We start from the raw sequence: 22,457 nt of genomic DNA on the forward strand, positions 1-22,457 counted from the left end.
GACTGTCCAGTTCTCTGCAATAGCCAGCACGATGACCGATGTTTGCGCGAAATATATGACTGCTTGATTAAATTTGGTCATTCGCCCTGGCAACACGTTCGGCGAAGTCCCTGGCGTTGATCTCGCCGATCACCCGAACATCGGCGCGTTCGACACCGTCCTTGCCAAAAAACATCAGGGCCGGTGGCCCGAACAACTGGTAACGGTCGAGCAGGGCGCGTTGCTCGGCGTTGCTGGCGGTGATGTCGAAGCGAATAAGCCGGTAGCCCTTGAGGCGTTCGATGACGACAGGGTCGTCCAGCACCTCACGCTCGATGACTTTGCAGCTTATGCACCAGTCGGCGTACCAGTCGAGCAGCAGCGGTGTGCCGGATGCGCGTGCGTCGGCGAGTGCTCGGTCCAGATCGGCCGGCGTGCTGACGGTTTGCCAGGTGCTGGCGTTTTGCGCGGGGCCGTTGTTGGCAACGATACGGGGCTGGCCGATCGGGTTGAGCGGGTCGGACTGGCCGCTGAAGGCGCCGTACCAGCAGGCCAGTGCGTAAAACAGCAGGAACATGCCGAGCAATTGGCCCAGGCGTTTGCGCGGTGGTTTATAGACGAACTCCAGCGCTCCCATGAACAGGCCGACGCCGCCGGCCAGCAAACCGATGAGCAACAAGGTGACCTGACCCGGCAAGACGCGGCTGAGCAGGCCGACGGCCAACCCGAGCAACAACACGCCAATCGCGTTTTTCACGTAGACCAGCCACGGACCGCTTTTCGGCAGCCAGGCTGCGCCACCGGTGGCCACCAGCAACAGCGGCGCGCCCATGCCGAGGCCGAGCATGAACAGTTTCAAGCCGCCGCCCAAGGCATCGCCACTGGCGCTGATGTACAGCAGCGCGCCGGCCAATGGCGCCGAAACACAGGGTGAGACCAGCAAGCTGGAGACCACGCCCAACACTGCGGCGCCCCACAATGACCCGCCTTCGGTGCGGCCGGCGATGCGGTCCAGGCGACTGCTGATGGCGTGCGGCAACTTGAGCTCGAACACGCCGAACATTGCCAGGGCAAACACGGCGAAAAACATCGCGAACGGCACCAACACCCAGGCCGACTGCAGTCGCGCCTGCAGATTGAGTTGGGCACCGAACAGGCCCATCAGGGCTCCGAGCAGGGCAAAGCAGGCGGCCATTGGCAGCACATAGGCCAGCGACAGATTGAAGCCGCGCCAGCCACCGACCTGACCGCGCAGTACCACGCCGGACAGGATCGGCAGCATGGGCAGCACGCATGGCGTGAACGTCAGGCCCAGGCCCGCGAGGAAAAACAGCGCCAGTTCGCGCCAGCTCCATGGATAAACCGTCGCCGGAGCACCGCTGCCGTCGATGCTCAGGCGCTCGGTTTCCGGTGGATAGCACAGGCCTTTGTCGGCGCATCCCTGATAGGTCACGACCAGGGTGAAGGCGCGTTGGTCGGTGCGCGGCAACTCGACGTCGAGAATGTCGTGATAGACCTCGACATCGCCGAAGTATTCATCGTGCTTTTTCTGACCGTCGGGCAGTTTCGCCGCTCCGAGGGCGACATCGGCCGGATCGGCGCGAAATTGAAAGCGGTGGCGGTAGAGGTAATAACCTTCGGTGGCGACGAAACGCAGCTTTATCGATTGCGGCGTGCTCTCTACCAGGCTCAGCCGGAAAGCTTCGCGCACCGGCAGGAAGTCGGCGCTGTTGTTGATCGAGCCCAAGGTGGAGTTGGGTCGGTTCTCCAGCAAGCCAGTGGCGCTGGCCGGCAGGGCGAACACTAAAAACAGCAGGCAAAGCAAACGGCGCATGACGATCTCGCGTATCGGAATTGGGGGGATGATAGCTGAGAGAGCATGGTCACATCGAACTGCGTAGGAGCTGCCGAAGGCTGCGATCTTTTGATCTTGCTCTTGAGAGGCAAAGTCAAAAGATCGCAGCCTTCGGCAGCTCCTACAGTGAAAGCGATTTATCAGACGCGGAAGGCCTGAACGGCCGTATGCAATCGCCCACCCAGCACCAGCAAATTCTCCCCTTGCTCACGCCCTTGGCCAATGCGCAGCAGGTTATCCCCGCCCAGCTGGTGAATCCGCTCACTGTGGTCCCGGATTTCGCTGACAGCGCCGCTTTGCTGGGCGGTGACATCAGCAATGCGTACCGCCGTGGCGGAAATGGTCTGGATCGCCCCCACGATCTTATCCAGTGCCCCATCCGCGGCCTGGGCCTGGCCGGCGGTCGCTTCGGCATGTGCGACCTGGGCGCGCATGCCTTCCACCGATTGCCGCGCGGCGGTTTGCAGTCCTGCGATCAGCGTCTGGATTTCTGCCGTGGCCCCGGCGGTACGTTGCGCCAGTGAGCGCACCTCTTCGGCCACCACTGCAAAGCCTCGGCCCATTTCCCCGGCCCGGGCCGCCTCGATGGCGGCGTTCAAGGCCAGCAGGTTGGTCTGGTCGGCAATCGAGCGGATCACCGTCAGCACGCCGCCGATGGTGGCCGACTCTTCAGCCAGGTGCTCAATCATTTGCGCATTGCCTTGCACTTCATCCACCAGCGCATGCAGACCCGTGAGGCTCAGGCCGATGACTTTCTGTCCGTGCTCCACGGCCAGGCCGGCGTGGCGGCTGGCGTCGGCGGCCTGGCTGGCATCGCCGGCGACTTGTTGAATGGTCGCTTCCAGTTCGCTGAGGGAGTCGCGGATCAGTGCCGTGTCACCGGCCTGATGCTCGGCACCGTCGTGCAGGTCGTTGCTCAGGTCGGCCAGGGTGCGGCTGCTGTCGGCCACCTGCTCGGCGTTGCGGCGAATGGTCCCCACCAGGTCCACCAGATAGGCGCGCAAGCGGTTGAGGGAGGCTTCAATGTCATGCAATTCGCGGTTGGTGCTGCCCAGTTGAATGTCGCGGCTGAAGTCGCCTTCGGCCCAGGTCGAGAGGGCCGGGGCGAGGTTGGTCAGGGTTCGGGCGAGTTTGCGCTGCAGGGTGTCGATCAGCAGGGCGATCAACAGAATCAAGCCGATCATCACGCCTTGCATCACCCGCACTTCACCCTGGATCTGCCCGTGCTGGGCGCGTACTACCGGTTCCAGCCCGGCAATGGCCTGTTGCACGTCGGCGATTTTCAGGTGGGTCGCCGCGCTGAGGTCGGCGCGCTTCTGGATTTGATCGCGGGTGCGCGAAAGCTCGGCCGGGTAGCGGGTGAGCAGGCTGTTGAGCTCACGCTTGAGGCCCACGCCGGCATCTTCGGCAACGGTTTTTTCCGTGTTCTCAAGGCCCATCATCGAGGCGAAATCGTCGGTGTTCGATTCGCTGCTGGTGGCTACGCCGAGCAAAGGCAGGGCGTCCAGTTTTTCAGCCTGGGTGCGGATGTTGGTCACTTCGCGTTCGACATCGGAGGCCAGTTCACTGCGGCCGCTGCTGACCAGTTTGTCACGGGCCAGGGACAATTTGCCCAGGTGTTGCGATGCGGTGAGCAGCGGCGTCAGGTAAGCCGCATTGCCGCTGGCGTACTGGCTGAGTTGATCGAGACTGGCGCCCAGTTCCCGCTCGGCCTGCAGCAGCAAGGCCTGCGGATCGCCTGCCAGCTTGCCGGCGGCCAGCAGGTCGGTCTTGCTGAATTCTTCAAGGGTCCAAAGGCTTGGGCGTAACGCCTCGGCCAGGGCCGGTGGCAATTCGCCGAGTTCTTTTTGCAGGCTGTCGATGCCTTGAGCGGCAGTGCTCAGGCGCAACGCGTCGCCGCTGCCCAGGTAATCCTCGACACTGCGGACGACGTCATTGTGAAATTGCTGCGACAGGCCCAGGTAGCGCTCCATTAATAGATACGGACGCTCAAGGGCTTTCTGCGACCACCACAGCGTAGCGCCGAGGGCCACGCACACGGCCACCAGAAGGAGGGTATTGAGATTGGTCAGCAGCTTCAGGCGCATCACGGACTACCAACGGCAGAAATGGTAAGCGCCTGAAGTTATTGCGTTTCTGTTACAGGCTTATGACCGTATCGGTCGATTCCGATAAAAAAGTGGCACTTTGCTTTGATGTCCGGGCCGCCTGGACGCGATTGCGTCCGCCGTGTTTGGCGCGGTACAGCGCTTCGTCCGCCTGGCTGGCCATCATCAGGCTGTCGGAGCTTTCGCAAAGCTCAACCACTCCGGCGCTGAAGGTGCACCACAGATCATCGGGTTGCGCGGGGTAGTGAATCTCGGCAAAGCGCTGACGGATTTCATCGAGCACGTTGTAGGCCGCTTCGATATCGGTGTCCGGCATGACGATGGCGAATTCTTCGCCACCGTAGCGGCCGATGAAGTCGGTTTTGCGCAGGCGTTGCTTGAGAAACAGCGCCAGGCTCTTGATCACCCGGTCGCCCATGGGGTGGCCGTGGCTGTCGTTGACCCGTTTGAAGTGGTCGATGTCGAGCATGGCAAAGCTCAGCGGCTTGCTTTCGCGGCGGGCGCGGAACGAGCAGTCTTCGAGCAATTGCAGGATGTGCGTGTGGTTGTACAACCCGGTGAGGCTGTCGCGGACCATCCGTGCCTTGAGGTTGCGTGCCCGGGCCGCACGATTGCGCACGGTGGTGATCAGGTGCCGGGGCTTGATCGGTTTGGTCAGGAAGTCATCGCCGCCTTCGCTCATGGCGTCGAGTTGTTTGTCCAGGTCGTCTTCGGCTGACAGGTAAATGATCGGCACGCTGACGTAACGGTCGTTATGGCGAATGACCTTGGCCAGTTCCGTACCGGTGCAGGCCGGCATGTACATGTCGAGGATGATCAGGTCCGGCTGGAAGTCCGCCAGTTCGGCCATCGCCTGGATTGGCTCGATCAAGGTGCGGGTGACGATCCCTGCGCTGTTGAGCAAGCGCTCGGTGTGCAAGGCCTGGGCGCGGGAGTCGTCGATGATCAGTACTTTATAAGGCTCGTACTGGGCGACGCAGGTCAGGACCTCGATCTTCTCCAGCAGGCTCGACGCTTCGAGGGTGCCGGTGAGGAATTCCTGGCCGCCGGCGCGCACGGCTGCCAGGCGGGTCGGAGTGTCGGTTTCGTGCAGGCTGAAGAACAGCAGTGGCAGTTGATGATCGAGGCCTTCCTGGGCTTCGGCGGCCAGTTTCAGGCCGACGCCGGTGCCACTGAAGTCCACGTCCATGACAATCGCCGCCGGCAGGCGCTCGACCATCGATGAGCGAAACGCGTCTACGCTGTCCAGGGACTGGGCGCTGAGGCCGAAGAATTCCAGTTGCTTGGCCAGGCGCTCGGCACGGTCGTGATCCTGCAGCATCACGTAGATGGGCTTGCGCAGCGGCGGCAGGAAGGTTTGATCGAGTTGGTCGCCATGGCGCAGGCCGGTGCGTGACAGGCGCTGCATCAAGCGATTGAGATCGGTGATCAGGCCGCTGCTCAGGCGTCCGCGATTGGCGTCGACTGCCTCAAGGGACTGACCGATGTAGCGTGCCAGTTGCGTGTGTTCCGGTTGTTCGAAGCGCTCGGCGAAACGCAGCAGGCGCAGATTGGCCTCGCTCAGTTCCGAAAGGTCGGCGGTGGACCACTCACTGCGTTGCAGGCGCTGCCATATCTCAAGAATCTGACGAGCCTGATGAATTACCCGCTGGGCAAAGTGGTGCTTGAGGCGCTCGCGGCTGGGATCTTCTGGCTCGGTCATATCCTGACTACTAGTTAGGGTGCACACTGAGGTCGAGTGGTGGCTCTATGCTAGCACCACTTATCCATTGCATGAGTGCTGTACGTCAATAATCTGCAATGTGACTTCATTCAGTTTGTGACTGGTCGGTCTTGTTCGAGTCTTTCAAGTCGCGGTTCGCAAGGGGCATAGTGCTTGAATCAGGGCACTTGGCGGGTGCGGGGCGGAAATGGACGAGCAGCTGACAACTGGTCATTGATGATTTTTTACCGGTGCTGATCGGTCCGGTTTTTTGGATTTCAGAGGGTCGGGGATTCCCTTAGGGTGGCAATCCAAACCATTAGGGGGGGATTTCGATGGTCGCGACGTCGTCGGCTGCACAGGTACTCCTTTGATCTGCAAGCCCGGTAATTTTTCGCATCGGTGCGATGGCGGGTGCCGGGCCAAGGCACGTTGTTGTATGGTTGTGGTCGAACCGTTGAACTCAAGAGCTTGAAAGGAAATCGCCATGCTGGACTGGAAGAACCGCACAGACAGTGCGCCTGAACGTGCCGCTGAACCGAAGTCGGAGACCCGCAGTTATCTGGGTGGTCTGTTGTTCAGCCGGGCGCTGGCCACTCTGCTGGGCATCTACCTGTTGGTGGCGAGTGTCCTGGGCTGGTACTGGAGCCAGGAGCCGGCGCTGTTCCCGGTCCAGCAAACCGCGCAACTGGCGGCCGAGAAAGAAGGCAAGCAGATGGTCGTCGGCTACACCACGGTGGAAACCCTCAAGACCGTCGCCGGCACCTTGCTGACCAAGCCAGGCGGCTATATTTCCAACGACCGATTCCCGCCAGGCCTGTGGATGGACAACATGCCGAGCTGGGAATATGGCGTGCTGGTGCAGGTCCGTGACCTGAGCCGGGCACTGCGTAAAGACTTCGCCCGTTCGCAGTCGCAGTCGGCTGAAGACGCTGACCTGGCCAAGGCCGAGCCGCGTTTCAACTTCGACAACAAGAGCTGGGTGCTGCCATCCAGTGAGTCCGAGTACCAGGAAGGCATTAATTCCCTGAGCCGCTATCAGGCGCGCCTGTCCGATCCAAACCAGAAGAGCGCGTTGTTCTATGCCCGCGCCGACAACCTGAACAACTGGCTGGGTGACGTCGGCACCCGTCTGGGCTCGCTGTCGCAACGGCTGTCGGCCAGTGTGGGCCGGGTCAAGCTCAACACTGCGCTGAAAACCGAGGTGGTGACGCCGGGTGTGGCGCCGCAAGTCGATGAGGAAATCGTCGAAACCCCATGGCTGCAGATCGACAACGTGTTCTACGAAGCTCGCGGCCAGGCCTGGGCCTTGTCGCACTTGTTGCGCGCCATCGAAGTCGACTTCGCCGATGTGCTGGCCAAGAAGAACGCCACGGTCAGCGTGCGCCAGATCATTCGTGAACTGGAAGCGTCGCAGGAGCCGGTGTGGAGCCCGATGATCCTCAACGGCAGCGGCTTCGGCGTATTGGCCAACCACTCGCTGGTCATGGCCAACTACATTTCCCGGGCCAACGCCGCGGTGATCGATTTGCGCCAATTGCTCAATCAGGGCTGAGTCATGGTCGATAACGCCAGGGAAGCCGCGCACCGTGCGGCCTCCGATGCCGAACAGATCGCCTGGGTCGACGAACAGGACAACCTGCTCGGAGCCCTGGTCCGTTCCGATTTGCGCGAGCGCGGGCTGATCGGGCGCGGCACCTACATTATGTTGTTCAACTCCGCTGGCGAACTGTGCGTACACCGACGCACCCTGAGCAAGGCGATCTATCCCGGTTACTGGGACGTGGCGGCGGGGGGCATGGTGCTCGCCAGTGAAACCTACGCCGAGTCGGCGGCAAGGGAGCTGGAGGAAGAGCTGGGCGTAAGTGGCGTGGAGCTGACTGCCCATGACCACTTTTTCTTCGAGGACACCGGCAATCGCCTGTGGTGTTCGGCGTTTTCAGCGGTATGGGACGGACCGTTGATCCTGCAACCCGAAGAGGTGCTCGAAGCGCGCTTTATCCCCGTCGATCAGGTCATGCTGGAAATCGAGCAAAAGCCTTATTGCCCGGACTCTCTGGCAGCGTTGAAGCGCTATTTGCGCTCACGCCGGATCGACGTCGCAAAACAGCTATAAATTGGCGCCGATTGGCTCTTAGCAATCGGCGTTTTTGCCGTTACACTGCGCGACCTTTTCAAGCTGAACCGGCATTGCCCGTTGTAGGAGCTGCCGCAGGCTGCGATCTTTTGACTTTGCTTTCGCGTCGAAATCAAAAGATCGCAGCCTCGTTGCACTCGTCAGCTCCTACAAAGAGTCGTACCGTTTCAGTAGCGCTGCCCCTGCCTGAGTGGGGCTTCGCGGTCGATAGCCTTCCCAAGTGCTGCGACCAGTCTTTGTCCTCCGAAGAGGATTGCCGGTGGCCAAAAAAGCCGCATCCTTCGCCGCCTTGGGCGGCCTGGTATTTTCCACCGACGCAGGTCGTCATTGCCCGGAATGCAGTAAGCCGGTGGACGCCTGCATCTGCAAACAGACCGTTATCCCGGCCGGCGACGGCATCGCTCGCGTGCGTCGCGAAAGCAAGGGCCGTGGCGGCAAGACGGTGACCACCATCACCGGCGTGCCGTTGGCTGAAGACGCGCTCAAGGACCTGGCCACGACGTTGAAGAAACGTTGCGGTACCGGTGGGGCGCTGAAAGACGGTGTCATCGAAATCCAGGGCGATCATGTCGAGCTACTCTTGGCAGAACTGATCAAGCTCGGTTTCAAGGCGAAGAAGTCCGGCGGCTAGCAGCCTCTGTGAAAACCACCTGCGGCTTGATCCGGTCCTGATGACATTCAGGTCCGGCATCGTCTACATGGTTTTCACAGAGCCTGTTCATGACCGGTATCTAAACTCACTGCGGTCGGCGGGGTCTATTGCCTCGTTGACGAACCGTCATTTTCATTCTTTAGACTGCGCCGGCCTGAACCCAGGCGACGCACTATGACTTCTTTATAGGGGACTTCGATGTCCGTACGACGCACACGCAAAGACGATGGCAGCCAATGGACAGTTGCGGACAGCCGCAGTGTTTACGGGATTCGCCATTGGGGGGCCGGGTATTTCGCGATCAATGACGCCGGTCGCGTCGAAGTTCGTCCGAACGGTCCGAGCAGCTCGCCTATCGACCTGTACGAGCAAGTCGACCAGCTGCGCAAAAGCGGCCTGTCCTTGCCGTTGCTGGTCCGTTTCCCGGACATCCTGCAAGACCGCGTGCGTCAGCTGACCGGCGCGTTCGATTCGAACATCGAGCGTCTGGAATACCAGAGCAAATACACCGCGCTGTACCCAATCAAGGTGAACCAGCAGGAAGCGGTGATCGAGAACATCATCGCTACCCAGAACGTTTCCATCGGCCTGGAAGCCGGCTCCAAGCCTGAGCTGCTGGCAGTGCTGGCATTGGCGCCGAAGGGCGGCACCATTGTCTGCAACGGCTATAAGGACCGCGAATTCATTCGCCTGGCGTTGATGGGCCAGAAGCTCGGCCACAACGTGTTCATCGTGATCGAGAAAGAATCCGAAGTCGGCCTGGTGATCGAAGAAGCCAACTCGCTCAAGGTCAAGCCTCAAGTCGGCCTGCGCGTGCGCCTGTCATCCCTGGCCTCGAGCAAGTGGGCGGACACCGGCGGCGAGAAATCCAAGTTCGGTCTGTCGGCGGCGCAACTGCTGTCGGTGGTCGAGCGTTTCCGTGCGGCCGGCCTGGACCAGGGCATTCGCCTGCTGCACTTCCACATGGGTTCGCAGATCGCCAACCTGGCGGACTACCAGCACGGCTTCAAGGAAGCGATCCGTTACTACGGCGAGTTGCGCAACCTTGGCCTGCCGGTGGACCACATCGACGTCGGCGGTGGCCTGGGCGTTGACTACGACGGTACGCACTCGCGTAACGCCAGTTCGATCAACTACGACATGGACGACTACGCCGGTGTCGTGGTCGGGATGCTCAAGGAGTTCTGCGATGCGCAGAGCCTGCCGCACCCGAATATCTTCTCCGAAAGCGGCCGTTCCCTGACCGCGCACCACGCCATGCTGGTGATCCAGGTGACCGACGTCGAGAAACACAACGACGACGTGCCGCAGATCGAGAACAAGGAAGCGCTGCCGGAAACCGTGCAGTGGCTGGTGGACCTGCTGGGTCCGACCGACATCGAAATGGTTACCGAAACCTACTGGCGCGCCACGCACTACATGAGTGATGTTGCCTCCCAGTACGCCGACGGAAAGCTGACCCTGGCCGAGAAAGCCCTGGCCGAGCAATGCTACTTCGCTGTTTGCCGTCGCCTGCACAACTCGTTGAAGGCACGCCAGCGTTCCCACCGTCAGGTGCTGGACGAACTCAACGACAAGCTGGCCGACAAGTACATCTGCAACTTCTCGGTGTTCCAGAGCCTGCCGGACACCTGGGCCATCGACCAGGTCCTGCCGATCATCCCGCTGCACCGTCTCGACGAAGAGCCGTTGCGTCGCGCGGTGCTGCAAGACCTGACCTGTGACTCCGACGGCAAGATCAACCAGTACGTCGACGAGCAGAGCATCGAGACCAGTTTGCCGGTGCATGCCCTGAAGGAAGGCGAGGACTACCTGTTGGGTGTGTTCCTGGTCGGTGCCTACCAGGAAATTCTTGGCGACATGCACAACCTGTTCGGTGACACCGACTCGGTGAACATCTACCAGAACGCCGACGGCAGCGTGTACCACGCCGGTATCGAAACCCACGACACCATCGAAGACATGCTGCGTTACGTGCACTTGTCCCCGGAAGAACTGATGACCCACTACCGCGACAAGTGCGCCAGTGCCCGCATCAGCGCCACCGAGCGAACGCAGTTCCTCGATGCCTTGCGTCTGGGGCTGACCCGTTCGTCTTACCTGTCTTCCTGAGGTAAGGGGCACGCTCATCAGGTTGTCTGAAAATTTTCCGTTCGCTGCGGAAATTTCAGATGACCTGGTGCGGCAATTCTTCTATTCCAGACGAAATTTCCAGCATCTTCGACAACCCAGCGCATTTGGTCTTCTTTTCGCGTAGGTTATTTCCTAATTTGTATTTCGGCACTCTACTCGGCCATGTCTCTCAGCGAGAATCCCCGGCCGCCCCTCCTGTAGAGAAACGCCGATGTTCAATCCAGTCAGCGAACCTTCATTTCGTCTGGATGTAGCAGGTCTGCCCGACTCCTTAGAGGTCCTGGCCTTTACCGGCAGAGAAGCCATCAGCGAGCCGTTCGTGTTCGACCTGAATCTGCTGATCGATGACCCGGAGCTTGACCTTGCCAGTTTGCTGTACCGCCCGGCCTCCCTGCATTTCGGGCCAGCCGAAAGTCACGTGCATGGACAATTGCATGAAATCGTCCAGCGCGATCACGCCTCGGCACCCCGGCTCTGTCAGGTGCGCCTGGGGCCAAGACTGGCTTGCCTGGCCCAGCGTTTCAGCCAACGAATCTTCAGCGCCCGTTCAGTGCCACAAATCCTCGACCAGGTGCTCAAGGAGCACGGCATTACCGGCATGGATCGACGCCTGGAACTAAGCGGCGAATACCCACCCCGGGATTTTTGCACGCAATATCGAGAGTCAGACCTGCAATTTCTCCAGCGACTGTGCGCCCGGGAAGGGCTTCACTACCACTTCGAACACGGGGCCCGCGGGCACTGTGTGGTGTTTGGTGATGACCGGCAGCATTTTCCAACCGGCGAACCTGCGGTATTGCGCGGCGAAGGCGAACGGCCGGCGGTGCGGCAGTTCGAACGCCAGCGCCGCGGTGGAACAGCGCTGCAGAGTGCCGAATGCCGGACGGACCTGACGACCTTGCGCAGCGGTCGGTTGATGCCGTTGTCCGGTCACCCGGCTGCCGATTGCAATCGGCTCTGGTTGCTGACCCACGTTGAGCATTGGGGCAGCCAGGATACGACGACGCCCTACTACAATCAGGCCCGTACCCTGCAGTGGCCGGCACCCATCGAGCCGCCCTGTGCGACGGTCCAACCAAGGATGCATGGCCCGCAACGGGCGTGGGTGGTCGAGGTCGATGAGCCCGGCCCCGACCCGGCAAGGCCGGTACCGGTGCAATTCGACTGGCTTTATCAGGGCGAAGGTGCGGCGCCCAGTCATTGCTGGCTGCCCCTGGCCAGGCAGTTGCAGGCCTCGACGTTATCGCCGTTGCGGGAAGGAACTGAGCTGGTCGTGAGTTTTTTCGAGGGCGATCCCGATCAACCGCAGATAACCGGGGTGCTGCATGCGCCGGCAACGGTTGAAGCGGTGGACGCTGTCACCCCCGAGCCGGGCTGCACCCATCATGAGGGCGTGGAGCAATGGTTGCGTTCGGGGGAGCCATTGCTGATGTTGTGCCTGCTACCCGGTGGCGGCAGTTTCAACCATTGCGCACAGGCTTTGTGTACCTGTCGTCTGGCGACGCAGCTTGGCCAGAGCTCTGGAGCATGATCGCCACATGCACGCCCGAGGCGCCCCCGCAGTGGCTGTTGCTGGATGTGCCGGGCACGCCGCAGGCGGGTGTCACACTTCGGCAGATGTTTGCCCAGGCCCGATGCTTCGGGTTGTTCGAAGGTACGGAGTGGCATGCGCTGCATGAACAGGGGCCGGTCCTGGTCGATCTGCACACCTGCCCGGCACTGGCCGATTTATGCTTCGTCGACGGACAACGCTGGCCCGGATTGCTGATGCACAGTGAAGCCGGCACTGCGTTGTTGCTGGCGCATTTGCGACGCATGCTCACGGTCACGCTTGGTCTGCACCGGGCCCTTTTGAATTACTACAACCCAATCACGGCCAGCTATTTTTTCGATGCCTGCGATGCCGTTGAGCTGAGTCGCTGGCTAGGGCCTATCCACCAGTTACGCTGGTTCGGCGGTAGTTGGGGCGACCGCGCGATGGGATGTCAGGGCTGGCAGCGCTTGTCCAACCCGGGGTTGGCGGTCAGCCCGTTGGCCGTCGAGGAAAGTCTAAGCGCCGGGCAGCAGGAAAAACTGCAAACCTGCCTGCTCGAACAGCATGCCTGGCGCTGGAACCGATCCACCGGTGTCGATTTCCTTCGTCTGTGGACCTATGTGCAGGAAGGGCTGGCGCTGGCTTTCAGCGAGCGCCCGGTACTTGATGGCTGGATATGGCTACGCCTGCAGCACCCCGATGCCGTGCCCATGCAGCCGCTGCCGGGCGGGACTCAACAGGAGCGACTCGATAGCCTGCGTCGGCTGTGGCAGAACGAACCACCCTGGCCGTGAGGGCCGAAATTGATTGCCGGGGCCGCGCCCGATCAGTGAATGCTGCCGGCGAACCAGCCATCGTTTCGGCGCAGGCGCCAGGCGATCACACCGAGGGTCAGACTGCGCAACAGCATGAACAACAGAAAGGTTATCCACAGGCCATGGTTGTCTCCGCCTTGCAGCGCCCAGCCGAAGGGCACTACCAGCGCTACGGTGAGCAGCATGCCGTTGCGCATTTCCCGGGCGCGGGTGGCGCCGATGAACAGGCCGTCGAGCAGGTAACTCCAGACGGCAATCAGCGGCAGTACGGCGAGGTAGGGCAGATAGATGAAGGCGGTGTCGCGCACACTTTGAATGTCGGTCTGCATCTCGATGAACAGATGCCCGGCGAACAGAAACAGCGCGGCAAAGCCCAGGCTTGCCAGCAACGACCAGCCACCGGCCACCACCAATGAACGGCGCAGGGCATCGCGGTCACGGGCGCCAAGCGCATGTCCGCACAGGGCTTCGACGGCGTGGGCCAGGCCATCGAGGGCGTGGGCGGTCAGCAGCAGACCATTGAGCAAAAGAGCGTTGGCCGCGACCGTGGCGTCGCCCAGTCGTGCGCCTTGCACCGTGATCAGGAAGAACACCGATTGCAGCGCCAGGCTGCGGATGAAGATGTCGCGGTTGACCGCCAGCAGTGGCCGCCAACTCTGCCACAGCGCCAATGCTGCCCAGACGATATGGCCGGGGTAGGCGCGCAGGGCTTTGCGGGTCATCAGCAAGCCAATCAGTGCACCGGTCCATTCGGCAATCACCGAGGCCCTGGCCGCACCGACAACGCCCCATTCCAGGCCGAGGACGAACCACAGGTTCAGGGCAATGTTGACCAGGTTGGTGCTCAGCAGAATCGCCAGGGGCGCCCGGGCGTTCTGGGTGCCGAGAAACCAGCCGACCAGTGCATAACTGGCGAGCGCTGCCGGCAGGCCGAACAGGCGGGTGTGGAAGAACTCGCGGGTCAGTTGATCGAGCTCCGCCGACGGTTGCATGAAGTGCAACGCGACCCCGCTCAAAGGCACGCCCACCGCCCCCAGGACCACGGCCAGGCCAATGGCGAGCAGCAGGCCCTGCAAGAGAATCTGCCGCAAGGCCGCGCCATCCCCGCGCCCGGCCGCCTGGGCGGCGAACCCGGTGGAGCCCATGCGCAGAAAGCCCATGGCCCAGGCGAGGAAGGTGTACAGACTGGCCCCGACCGCGACGGCGCCGAGTTGGTGGGCATGAGGCAGGTGACCGATGACGGTGCTGTCGACCAATGCCACCAGCGGTACGGAAATGTTTGAAAGAATCATCGGCGCAGCGAGCGCCCAGACCCGGCGATGGGTAGGGCGGTCGCGCCAGTCGGCGGTCAGGTTGGACATGCAGGCTCCTTGGGGGAGCGGGCATTGTAGCGGCACATCGAGAGCAAACCGCGATCAAATGTGGGAGCGGGTTTGCTCCCACAGGTGTCCAGTGGTGTCAGTGGATGATCCAGCTGAGCAACCAAAGCCCCAGCACCAACCAGATGATCCCCATGATGAACGATGCATTGAGAAAGGCGCGGATCGCCGACCACAGCAGTATCAGCCCGAGGATCAAGGTCACGATGCTGATGACCGAGGTATCCATGCCCAGCGCCTGGGACAGGCCTTCGACAAAATTGCTGCTGGCGTTGCTCAACAGATTGAACAGCCCGCTGAGGGCATCAACGATGAAGCGGATGATCGAGCCGAGTACCTGGCCGAGCCATTCGGAAAAACCTTCTACCTGCATGGAGTGAACGTCCTGATTAAAGAGAATTGAGTCTTGGGCTGTCGATCATGCTGCCGAGTTCCCACAAGCATAGAGGGTTGCACGCAGAGCGTGCACCTTCTGCCCCTTGCCTTCACCTGTGATCCCCCCGAAGCTATACGCCTTCAGGAGAGCCCGATGAACCTTGTTGAACTGACCGAACGCCTGCACGCCATCCGTGACCGCAATGACTGGCGGCAATTTCACAGCCCGAAAAACCTGGCCATGGCCGCGAGCGTGGAAATGTCCGAACTGGTGGAAATTTTCCAGTGGCTGACCGAAGACCAGTCACGCCAGTTACCGGCGGACAAACTTGCCCACGCCGGGCAGGAAGTCGGTGACATCGTGCTTTATCTGTTGCTGTTGTGCAGCGAGCTGGGCCTGGACATGGAAGCCGTGGTGCGCAGCAAACTGGCGGACAGCGAACGGAGGTTCAGCTGATGAGCGACCGTCATTTCGATCAACTGGCGACCCGTTTCGCCGAAAAAATCTACGGTGGTGCCAAAGGCGCGATCCGTCTCGCGGTGTTGCAGGCCGACCTGACCGAAATCCTGCCCGACCGGCCGCTGCGCGTGCTGGACATCGGCGCCGGCCTTGGCCACATGTCGTTGTGGCTGGCCCAGCGCGGCCATCAGGTGACCCTCGCCGAGCCCGCCGAGCCGATGCTTGAAGGCGCCCGCCAGCGCTTTGCCGAAGCCGGGCAGAGCGCCACGTTCATTCAGGCACCGTGGCAGGAGCTGCTCGGGCAGCTCACCGAGCCCTACGACCTGGTGCTGTGCCACGCCGTGCTGGAATGGCTGGCCGAACCCCACGCCATCCTGCCGGTGCTGCATCAACTGACCAAGGCCGACGGCTGGCTGTCCCTGGCGTTCTATAACCGCGACGCGCTGATTTATCGCAACTTGCTCAAGGGCCATTTCCGCAAGATGCGCAAGAACGACATGGCCGGTGAAAAGCAGAGCTTGACCCCGCAACAGCCCCTTGATCCGCGCGAGCTGGCGGCGCAACTTGAAGGTCTGTGGAAGGTCGAAACCATGAGTGGCGTGCGGGTTTTCCACGATTACATGCCAGTGGAGTTCCAGGCCCGCGCCGAGCTGGCGGACCTGCTGGAAATGGAACTGGCCCACCGTCGTCATCCGGGCTTTGCCGGGCTTGGGCGATATTTGCACTGGATCTGTCGGCCTGTCTGATCGGAGCACGCAATGAAAAGTCATTCAGGTGTGCTGGTGTTCTGCCTGGGGCTGGCGGCCTGTCAGGGCAGCAACCCCTATGTCGCCACGTCCAACCCATTGCCACCGGCGCCGCCCCAGGCCGCCAAGACCTTTGACCGCAGCGCTTACCCGGCAGCCCCCCGTGACTATGGGCGCTACCGCAGTTGGGCGTGGCTCGACGGGCATTTGCCACCGGGCACCGCCTGGGCCGACTCGGCGCAGATCGCCGAAGCGGTCAGCAATGCGCTGGATCAACGCGGCTTGCGCCCGCTGCACGATAATCGACCGGCCGACCTGTTTGTCAGCGCCGACCTGCGGATGGAAACCCGCTTGCGCCAGGTTCAGGACGACTATTACGGCGGCGGTTATGGTGGCTACAACGGCTATGGCCCTGGATATGGCGGGTACGCCACTGTACCGGTCGTTCGTACCTATCAGGAGCAAGTCGTAGTGGTTCAGGTGGATATGTATGACGCCAGGAGCGGCCAGCCGGTGTGGAGCGCCAGCGCTGAAACCGGCAACCGGGGCAGCGAAAGCGAGCGGGCCGATGCCATACGGCAGGCTGTGGAAAAGGCAATGTCGGCGTATCCTCCCAGTTAGCTTCTTATCGAATAAGAAGCATTTCGCAGGATCATGCCTTCAACCGGAGACTCATCATGTTCCGCCGTTTTGTTTTACTGGCAGTGGCCGCGCTACTCAGTGCCTGCGCCGCCAACCAGGTCAATCATGACTTCGACGCCAGCCGCGACTTTGCTGCCTATCGCAGCTGGACCTGGAAAGAACCCGCCCTGCAATACCGTCCCGATGATCCACGGATCAAGAGCGACCTGACCGAACAGCGCGTCCGTCAGGCGGTTGCCGATCAACTGGATCAGCGCGGTCTGCGCCCGGCCGCCGCAGGCGCCAAGGGCGATTTGAATGTACAGACCTACCTGATTGTCGAAGAGCGGCAACAACAGGTGACCACCAATTACGGCGGCGGCTGGGGTAACCCGTGGTATGGCTACTACGGCGCCCCCATGTATAACGAAACCCGCAACGTCAGCTACAAAGTGGCGACCATCCAGATCGACCTGCTCGATGGCAAGGACGGCAAGCTGGTGTGGCGTGGCAGTGACGAACAGATACTCAGCCGCACGCCGAACCCGACCGATCGTCGCGATGCCATCTGGGAAACGGTCACGCGGATATTGGCTAACTACCCACCGCACGCATCCTAGAATCAGCCAGCCCCTGAACCCCTGTGCCTCACAGGGGTTTTTTATTGCCTGAACTGGCAAGTTGCCAGCAGTCTCGGCCGCCCTTGTCTACACTGCTTTTCACCAACGGAGGTTGCGCCCGGCCGTGCGCCGGCAAAGGAGTGCGCCATGTCTCCCCGCCTGCAGTTTTGCGGCCCGGCCCGGCAACGGGGGGCGATCGGCTTGATGGCTGCATTGACCCTGACTCTGGCGTTGGCATTCATGTTGTTGGTGGTCGATACCGGCAGGCTGTATCTGGAAAAACGCAGTTTGCAGCGCGTGGCAGACATGGCCGCCCTTGAGGCTGCCACCAGGGGGGGAGACTGTTCCGGCGGCTCAACCGCTAACACCTATGCCACGGCCAGCGCGCAACGAAATGGTTTCGCCATTCCCTCCACTGGACGCGTACTGGCTGTGGCGTGTGGTGCGCTGACCCTGGATGCCAACAACCTTCGGGTATTCGCTGCCGACCCAAGCAAAAGCGAGGCTATCCGGGTTATTGCCAGCCATGTCGTGCAACAGAGTATTGCCGGCGGCATCGGCGCGTTGGCCGGCGGCGCACCGGCGGGCTCAACGCTGACGCTGAGCGCTACGGCGGTCGCTGCGTTGCCGCCTCCCCTGGCTTCATTGACGATCCGCAGTGCGGTCCTGACCTTTGATACCAGCAAGGCCGCCATTACCAGTCTGCTTTTCGGAGGGTTGCTGGGAGGCAACGTCAGTATCAGTGCGGCGGGCTGGAACGGGTTGGTCAATACCGACATCAGCCTGCTCGGCTACCTCAACCGGTTGAAAATCGACCTCGGCCTGACTGCGGTTGGCTACGATCAGGTACTGGGTAATACGATCAATGTCAGCCAGTTGATCCAGACCGCCATCAACGTACTGGACCCCAACGGCACACTTGGAGCATCTGCAACCATTGTCAGCCTGCAAGCGTTGAAGGTGGCAGCGGGTACGACGTCCGTTGTGCTGGGTAACATGTTGCATGTTGAAAGCGGCACCGACATCTCGACCCTTGCCGTGAACCTCAAAGCCTTCGATCTGATTGAAGGGTTTGTACAACTGGCCAACAAGAAGAATGCCGCGGTCGCGACCTTGCCGATCAACATCGCTGGCCTGGCGCAGATCACGGCACGGGTGCAGGTGATGGAGCCCCCGCAACTGTCGGCCATCGGCAATCCAAAAAACGCGGCATTGGCCCCTTTGGGCCCCAACCGCATCTATGTACGCACGGCTCAGGTCAAGACGTTGTTGTCGATCAACCTGCCCGTGCTGGACGCCATCACGCCTCTGGTCAACGCTGTCATCGATCTCGCTTCACCCCTGGCCAATATCCTGAACTCATTGTTTGATTGGGACCTGGTGGGCGTTGTCAACGAATTGACCTGCGCGGTGCTCGTGCCGTGCGACACGCCGGAAATCAAGCTGTTGCCACCTCCGATACGCATCGACGTGGCCCTGGAGGCGGCCGGTGCCTGGAGTTATGTCACGGCTTACAGTTGTGTGAGTACGACGAACAAAAGCCTGACGACCAGCACCACCACCACGCTGATCGGTTTGAAGATCGGGCAGATCAATCCCGCCGATGTGTTTGGCTCACCCACTGTTCCACCCAGCAACCACGTCAATCCCCTGAAGGTCATCGACATCGGCGTGCAGACCTGCAAGCGGCTGCTGATCCTGTCCCTGACCTGCTACAACCATCAGCCCGGTGTTGGCGGCAGCATCGATCTCATGGTCAACACTGCGGTTGCCCAAAATGCCAACATCCCCCACGTCTATTCCGCACCGGCGGCTGCCAACCTGCCGGAGATCAATCAGCCACCGTTTTACTACGCCTTTACCACGACCAACATCGTCAACAGCCTGAACACCACTGTGAGTAACCTTGGTGTGAACATGTATGGGCCGTCGGGCAGCATCGTGGGAGGCTTGGGCAGTATTTTGAGTGAGGTCACGACTGCGTTGGTCAATGCGATCAATACGGTACTCAGCCCGTTACTGGATACGCTGATCAATACGTTGCTGGCGAGCCTGGGGATCGACCTGGACAAAGTCGAAGTGGGTGCCAACCTCAGTTGTCATTCGGGTCGAGCGGCGCTGGTGATCTAGTCCGGCGTCACAATCGGCAGTTCGATGCAGAAACGCGCACCTTCGCTGGTGTTTTGCACGCTCAGTTTTCCGCCCATGTGCTCGACGATGCCGTAGCTTACCGAGAGCCCCAGACCGGTGCCGACACCCACCGGTTTGGTGGTGAAGAACGGCTCGAAAATCCGCTCCAGCAAACGCGGGTCGATTCCGCCGCCGTTGTCCTCGACCCACAGGCGTACCGAGTGCGTATCCCGTTCGGTATACAGCGAAATCCACGGTTTGAAATCGGGGTTGGCCTCGCGCTTGCCGAGCAATGCATCACGGGCGTTGACCATCAGGTTGATCAGCACCTGCTCAAGCTGATCGACGTAGCCGCGCACCAGCACTTCAAAACCGGTCTCGCTGATGCGCAGGTCGACGCCTTTGCCGCGCATTCCTTCGGACAACAGCGCCAGCGTGCCTTCGATGGCCTTGGCCGGGTTGAATGGCTGCTGCTCGATTTCCGAACGGCGGCCGAACACCCGCATGTGGTCCACCACCCGCGCGGCGCGCTGCACCTGGGTGTCGATGCGAGTGAGCTTGTCGATCAGGTAATCGACCTGTACATCACCGTTATTGAGGCGCTTGAGTACGTTGACGATGGCCATGCGCATGACGTTCAGCGGCTGGTTGATCTCATGGGCCAGGCCAGTGGCCATTTCACCGAGGGTGGCCATTTTCGCGCTTTGTGTGAGCTGCTGCTGCGAGCGCCGCACCTCGGTGTTGTCGCGCCCCACGGCCTGGACCTCGAGCAACCGGCCCTGTTCATCGAACACCCCGCGATCGGACCAGACCCACCAGGCGTGTTCGCGGCCGGGCAGTTGCAGGTTGATCTCGGCGGTACTGACCGGAAATTCGGGGCTCAACTGGTCCAGCCGTCGAGTGAATGCCTCGCGCTGTTCCCTGGACATCCAGTTGCCCAGATTCATCCCCGGCAATTGCTCGGGCGCCAATTCCAGGTAGGTGGCCAACGGGCGGTTGCCGAAGGTCAGCGTCAGATCCGGCTGGTAGCGGCAGATCATCGCCGGCGAGTCTTCCACCAGAATCCGGTAGCGTTCTTCACTTTGCCTGACCTGTTCAGTGGCCTGGGTCGCTTCGGTGATATCCAGCCACAGGCCCACGGCTTCCACCGGCAAGCCGAGGTCGTCGCGCAACAACTTCGCTTCGTCCAGCAGCCAGTGATAGTCGCCGCGACTGTCGCGCAACCGATAGCGGGCGCGCACCGAGCCTTCACGCAGCAACAGCCGCGTGCGCTCGAAATACTGCGGGCGGTCGTCGGGATGTACCCGTTCAACCAACGCCCCGGGCGCACAGTCGGCGAGGGTCCAGCCGAGCAGTGGCAACAGGCTGTCGCTGAAGAACACCGGTTGCAACACACCTTCGACATAGCGCTGTACGTAAATCACCGCCGGAGAGCTGGCGATCAGATTGTCCAGGCGTGCGCGGGCGGCGGCGGCGATCTGCTCCTGGTTCTTTATGTCGCTGATGTCGAGCATGAAACCCACCAGCCGACGGTTTTTCCCCGCGCCCAGGGCCTGGCCTTGCAGGCGATACCAGATGGGTTCGGGCGCATTGTAGGGGCGATACAGGCGCACACACAGCAGCAGGGGAATGCCCTGCGTCTGCAAGTCTTTCAGGCGCATGCGCAGCTCTTCGCGGTCGACGGGATACACCTGTTCGAGCCAGTCCTGCACGGATAAACGCGATGTTCCAAGGTTCAGGGTGGTGACCAGCGAAGGCGCCAACTGAACCTCGTCGCTGTCGCTGAAGACTTCCCACCAGCCTGTTCCCAGCAAGGCTTGCAGCGATTCCAGGCGTTCCAGTTGCAGATGATGCCGATGCTCGCGCAGGCGCCCGAGCAAGGGGCTGGCGAGCGCGGCGGTGATTTGCAGCCAGTCGCGTTCCGTGACATCGGGGGCGCGTTGTTGCGCCGTGAAGAAACCGCACAGCAACCAGGCAACCACCCCTTGCGCATCGTGATAAGGCACGGCGAAGCCATCGGTATTGCCGAACGTGCCCTGCAGGCGCGGGTGTTCGCGCGGGGTCAGGTGCTGCGGTGCGGAGCCGCTCAGACTGTCCAACCCCGTGCCCAGGCGTTGACCGTTTTGCCAAAGTTGCGCTGCATCAAGGGCCGCGTAGTGCTGGTAAATTTGCCAACCCTGTTCCTGCTCATCGAGCAAGGCCAGGGCAATGCACGGGATCTGAAAGCGCTGGGCCAGGCTTTGCAGTTGTTCGGCCAGCATCTCGGGCAGGCGAGTCAGGCTACACAGGCGCAACTGTCCGGCGATTTGCAGCGCCAGCACCTGGCATTGTTCGCGGTTGCGCGATTGCCGGCGTTCGAGCAGCAAGTCACCGATGTCCAGCATCTGCAACAGCCAGGCATCGGCCAAGGGTTGCACCCAGCCGCGCAAATGTAGCGGCGGACCGTTGAGGCTGCAGAAGTCCAGGTCCAGGGTTTGTCCCTGCCAGTCCGCTGGCGAGCCTTCGATGACGAGGCTGCTGTGGGGCAACAGGAAGTCGAGCAGGTGCGGTGCCTGTGCGCTGGGGGGATGCTGGGCCAGCAAGTGCCGCAGCGGACCGCTCAATTGAACGACACGCCCCTCGGCATTGAGCTGCATCTGCAATCCGAAGCTGTGCACCTGCAGTGCCTCCGGCGGCTCCGGTGGCGGCGGCGGGTGTCGGTGGAGCAGGCGCCCGAACAATTTGTCCCCGGCACTCAAAATTGCAGGCTCGCACTGGCCGTGAGGGTCGCCGGCAGATTGGGTACCTGACCGATGCCGGGCAGGTTCAGGAACGGGATGACGGCGCTGATTTTATTGGTGGGGTAACTGATGCGCACTGTCAGCAAGCCGCCCACATAAGTGACGGTGGCATCAGTGGCGACATTGAAGTTCAGGGCCGGCGCAATCCAGGCCGTTTGCGTGGTCAGCTCCGTCTTGGCGCGGGCGATCAGCGCGGCACTGTAACCCGGGGTGGCGGGGTCCAGCGCCACGCTGCGGCGTACGGCTTCGGCGGTCGACTGGTTGAATGACTGCATCAACAGCAGCGGCAGGCTGTAGCTGATGATGCCGTAGAACACGCCAAAAAAAATGATGAACACCAAGGCGAATTCAATTGCGGCGGCACCTTTTTGTTTGTGGGGGAGGCTGGCTTTCATGAGTGCGTCTACCCTGACCAACACTGAGTAATGTCA

At 61.4% G+C, this 22,457-nt stretch carries 18 protein-coding genes; 11 read left to right on the top strand and 7 right to left on the bottom strand.

From position 1 onward, the window contains the following. Window positions 1-67: 67 nt before the first annotated feature. The 3 genes from ACMDB8_RS02585 to gcbA form a co-directional block, all read right to left on the bottom strand. A complete protein-coding gene (locus ACMDB8_RS02585; protein WP_409078598.1) occupies window positions 68-1,813 on the bottom strand; it encodes a protein-disulfide reductase DsbD in 1,746 nt (581 codons plus the stop codon). A gap of 161 nt (window positions 1,814-1,974) precedes the next feature. Next, window positions 1,975-3,921: a methyl-accepting chemotaxis protein gene (locus tag ACMDB8_RS02590; protein WP_223541704.1), complete on the bottom strand. Its 1,947-nt coding sequence runs from the start codon at window positions 3,919-3,921 to the stop codon at window positions 1,975-1,977. A gap of 52 nt (window positions 3,922-3,973) precedes the next feature. Next, complete coding sequence (gene gcbA, locus ACMDB8_RS02595) at window positions 3,974-5,644, bottom strand: diguanylate cyclase GcbA (RefSeq protein ID WP_409078599.1); 1,671 nt, start codon at window positions 5,642-5,644, stop codon at window positions 3,974-3,976. A gap of 487 nt (window positions 5,645-6,131) precedes the next feature. Here gcbA and ACMDB8_RS02600 point away from each other — a divergent pair, with 487 nt between their 5' ends. From ACMDB8_RS02600 to ACMDB8_RS02625, 6 genes are all read left to right on the top strand, one after another. Further along, window positions 6,132-7,199: a DUF2333 family protein gene (locus ACMDB8_RS02600; protein WP_046039967.1), complete on the top strand. Its 1,068-nt coding sequence runs from the start codon at window positions 6,132-6,134 to the stop codon at window positions 7,197-7,199. Window positions 7,200-7,202: 3 nt separating this feature from the next. Continuing rightward, window positions 7,203-7,760: an NUDIX hydrolase gene (locus ACMDB8_RS02605; protein WP_056725280.1), complete on the top strand. Its 558-nt coding sequence runs from the start codon at window positions 7,203-7,205 to the stop codon at window positions 7,758-7,760. A 280-nt stretch (window positions 7,761-8,040) separates the two neighbouring features. Next, window positions 8,041-8,412 (top strand): translation initiation factor Sui1, encoded by a 372-nt coding sequence (locus ACMDB8_RS02610; RefSeq protein ID WP_008053936.1) that lies wholly within the window; start codon window positions 8,041-8,043, stop codon window positions 8,410-8,412. Between the two features lie 219 nt (window positions 8,413-8,631). Then, entirely contained in the window at window positions 8,632-10,545 is a 1,914-nt protein-coding gene (gene speA, locus ACMDB8_RS02615) for an arginine decarboxylase (RefSeq protein ID WP_056725278.1), read from the top strand. A gap of 232 nt (window positions 10,546-10,777) precedes the next feature. Continuing rightward, complete coding sequence (locus tag ACMDB8_RS02620; protein ID WP_223541703.1) at window positions 10,778-12,097, top strand: type VI secretion system Vgr family protein; 1,320 nt, start codon at window positions 10,778-10,780, stop codon at window positions 12,095-12,097. Next, window positions 12,094-12,894, top strand: coding sequence for a DUF4123 domain-containing protein (locus ACMDB8_RS02625; protein WP_056725274.1), 801 nt, complete (start codon window positions 12,094-12,096; stop codon window positions 12,892-12,894). Before ACMDB8_RS02620 ends, ACMDB8_RS02625 begins: the two co-directional genes overlap by 4 nt. Window positions 12,895-12,926: 32 nt before the next feature. Here ACMDB8_RS02625 and ACMDB8_RS02630 read toward each other — a convergent pair whose 3' ends face one another. Both ACMDB8_RS02630 and ACMDB8_RS02635 read right to left on the bottom strand, forming a co-directional pair. Continuing rightward, window positions 12,927-14,276: an MATE family efflux transporter gene (locus tag ACMDB8_RS02630; RefSeq protein ID WP_056725272.1), complete on the bottom strand. Its 1,350-nt coding sequence runs from the start codon at window positions 14,274-14,276 to the stop codon at window positions 12,927-12,929. Between the two features lie 97 nt (window positions 14,277-14,373). Then, window positions 14,374-14,667, bottom strand: a complete 294-nt coding sequence (locus ACMDB8_RS02635) for a hypothetical protein (RefSeq protein ID WP_056725270.1) — start codon at window positions 14,665-14,667, stop codon at window positions 14,374-14,376. A 156-nt stretch (window positions 14,668-14,823) separates the two neighbouring features. Between ACMDB8_RS02635 and ACMDB8_RS02640 the strand changes: the two genes are divergently transcribed. From ACMDB8_RS02640 to ACMDB8_RS02660, 5 genes are all read left to right on the top strand, one after another. Next, window positions 14,824-15,126, top strand: a complete 303-nt coding sequence (locus tag ACMDB8_RS02640) for a MazG-like family protein (RefSeq protein WP_007971343.1) — start codon at window positions 14,824-14,826, stop codon at window positions 15,124-15,126. Beyond that, window positions 15,126-15,875 carry a methyltransferase domain-containing protein gene (locus ACMDB8_RS02645; RefSeq protein ID WP_056725266.1) on the top strand — a complete coding sequence of 250 codons (750 nt, stop codon included), beginning with the start codon at window positions 15,126-15,128 and terminating at the stop codon, window positions 15,873-15,875. The genes ACMDB8_RS02640 and ACMDB8_RS02645 overlap by 1 nt, the downstream gene beginning before the upstream one ends. A 12-nt stretch (window positions 15,876-15,887) precedes the next feature. Beyond that, window positions 15,888-16,496 carry a DUF4136 domain-containing protein gene (locus ACMDB8_RS02650; protein ID WP_056725263.1) on the top strand — a complete coding sequence of 203 codons (609 nt, stop codon included), beginning with the start codon at window positions 15,888-15,890 and terminating at the stop codon, window positions 16,494-16,496. Between the two features lie 56 nt (window positions 16,497-16,552). Continuing rightward, entirely contained in the window at window positions 16,553-17,116 is a 564-nt protein-coding gene (locus tag ACMDB8_RS02655) for a DUF4136 domain-containing protein (protein ID WP_056725261.1), read from the top strand. Window positions 17,117-17,263: 147 nt separating this feature from the next. Further along, window positions 17,264-19,246 (top strand): pilus assembly protein TadG-related protein, encoded by a 1,983-nt coding sequence (locus ACMDB8_RS02660; protein ID WP_223541700.1) that lies wholly within the window; start codon window positions 17,264-17,266, stop codon window positions 19,244-19,246. On the opposite strand, the gene ACMDB8_RS02665 is transcribed toward ACMDB8_RS02660, so the two are convergent. Continuing rightward, window positions 19,243-21,984 carry a PAS domain-containing sensor histidine kinase gene (locus tag ACMDB8_RS02665; protein ID WP_056725257.1) on the bottom strand — a complete coding sequence of 914 codons (2,742 nt, stop codon included), beginning with the start codon at window positions 21,982-21,984 and terminating at the stop codon, window positions 19,243-19,245. The two genes, ACMDB8_RS02660 and ACMDB8_RS02665, sit on opposite strands and share 4 nt — an antisense overlap. Continuing rightward, window positions 21,981-22,421, bottom strand: coding sequence for a TadE/TadG family type IV pilus assembly protein (locus tag ACMDB8_RS02670; RefSeq protein WP_056725254.1), 441 nt, complete (start codon window positions 22,419-22,421; stop codon window positions 21,981-21,983). The genes ACMDB8_RS02665 and ACMDB8_RS02670 overlap by 4 nt, the downstream gene beginning before the upstream one ends. Between the last annotated feature and the right edge of the window lie 36 nt (window positions 22,422-22,457).

The sequence above is a fragment of the Pseudomonas monachiensis genome, from assembly GCF_047345015.1.
Lineage (GTDB): Bacteria > Pseudomonadota > Gammaproteobacteria > Pseudomonadales > Pseudomonadaceae > Aquipseudomonas > Aquipseudomonas monachiensis.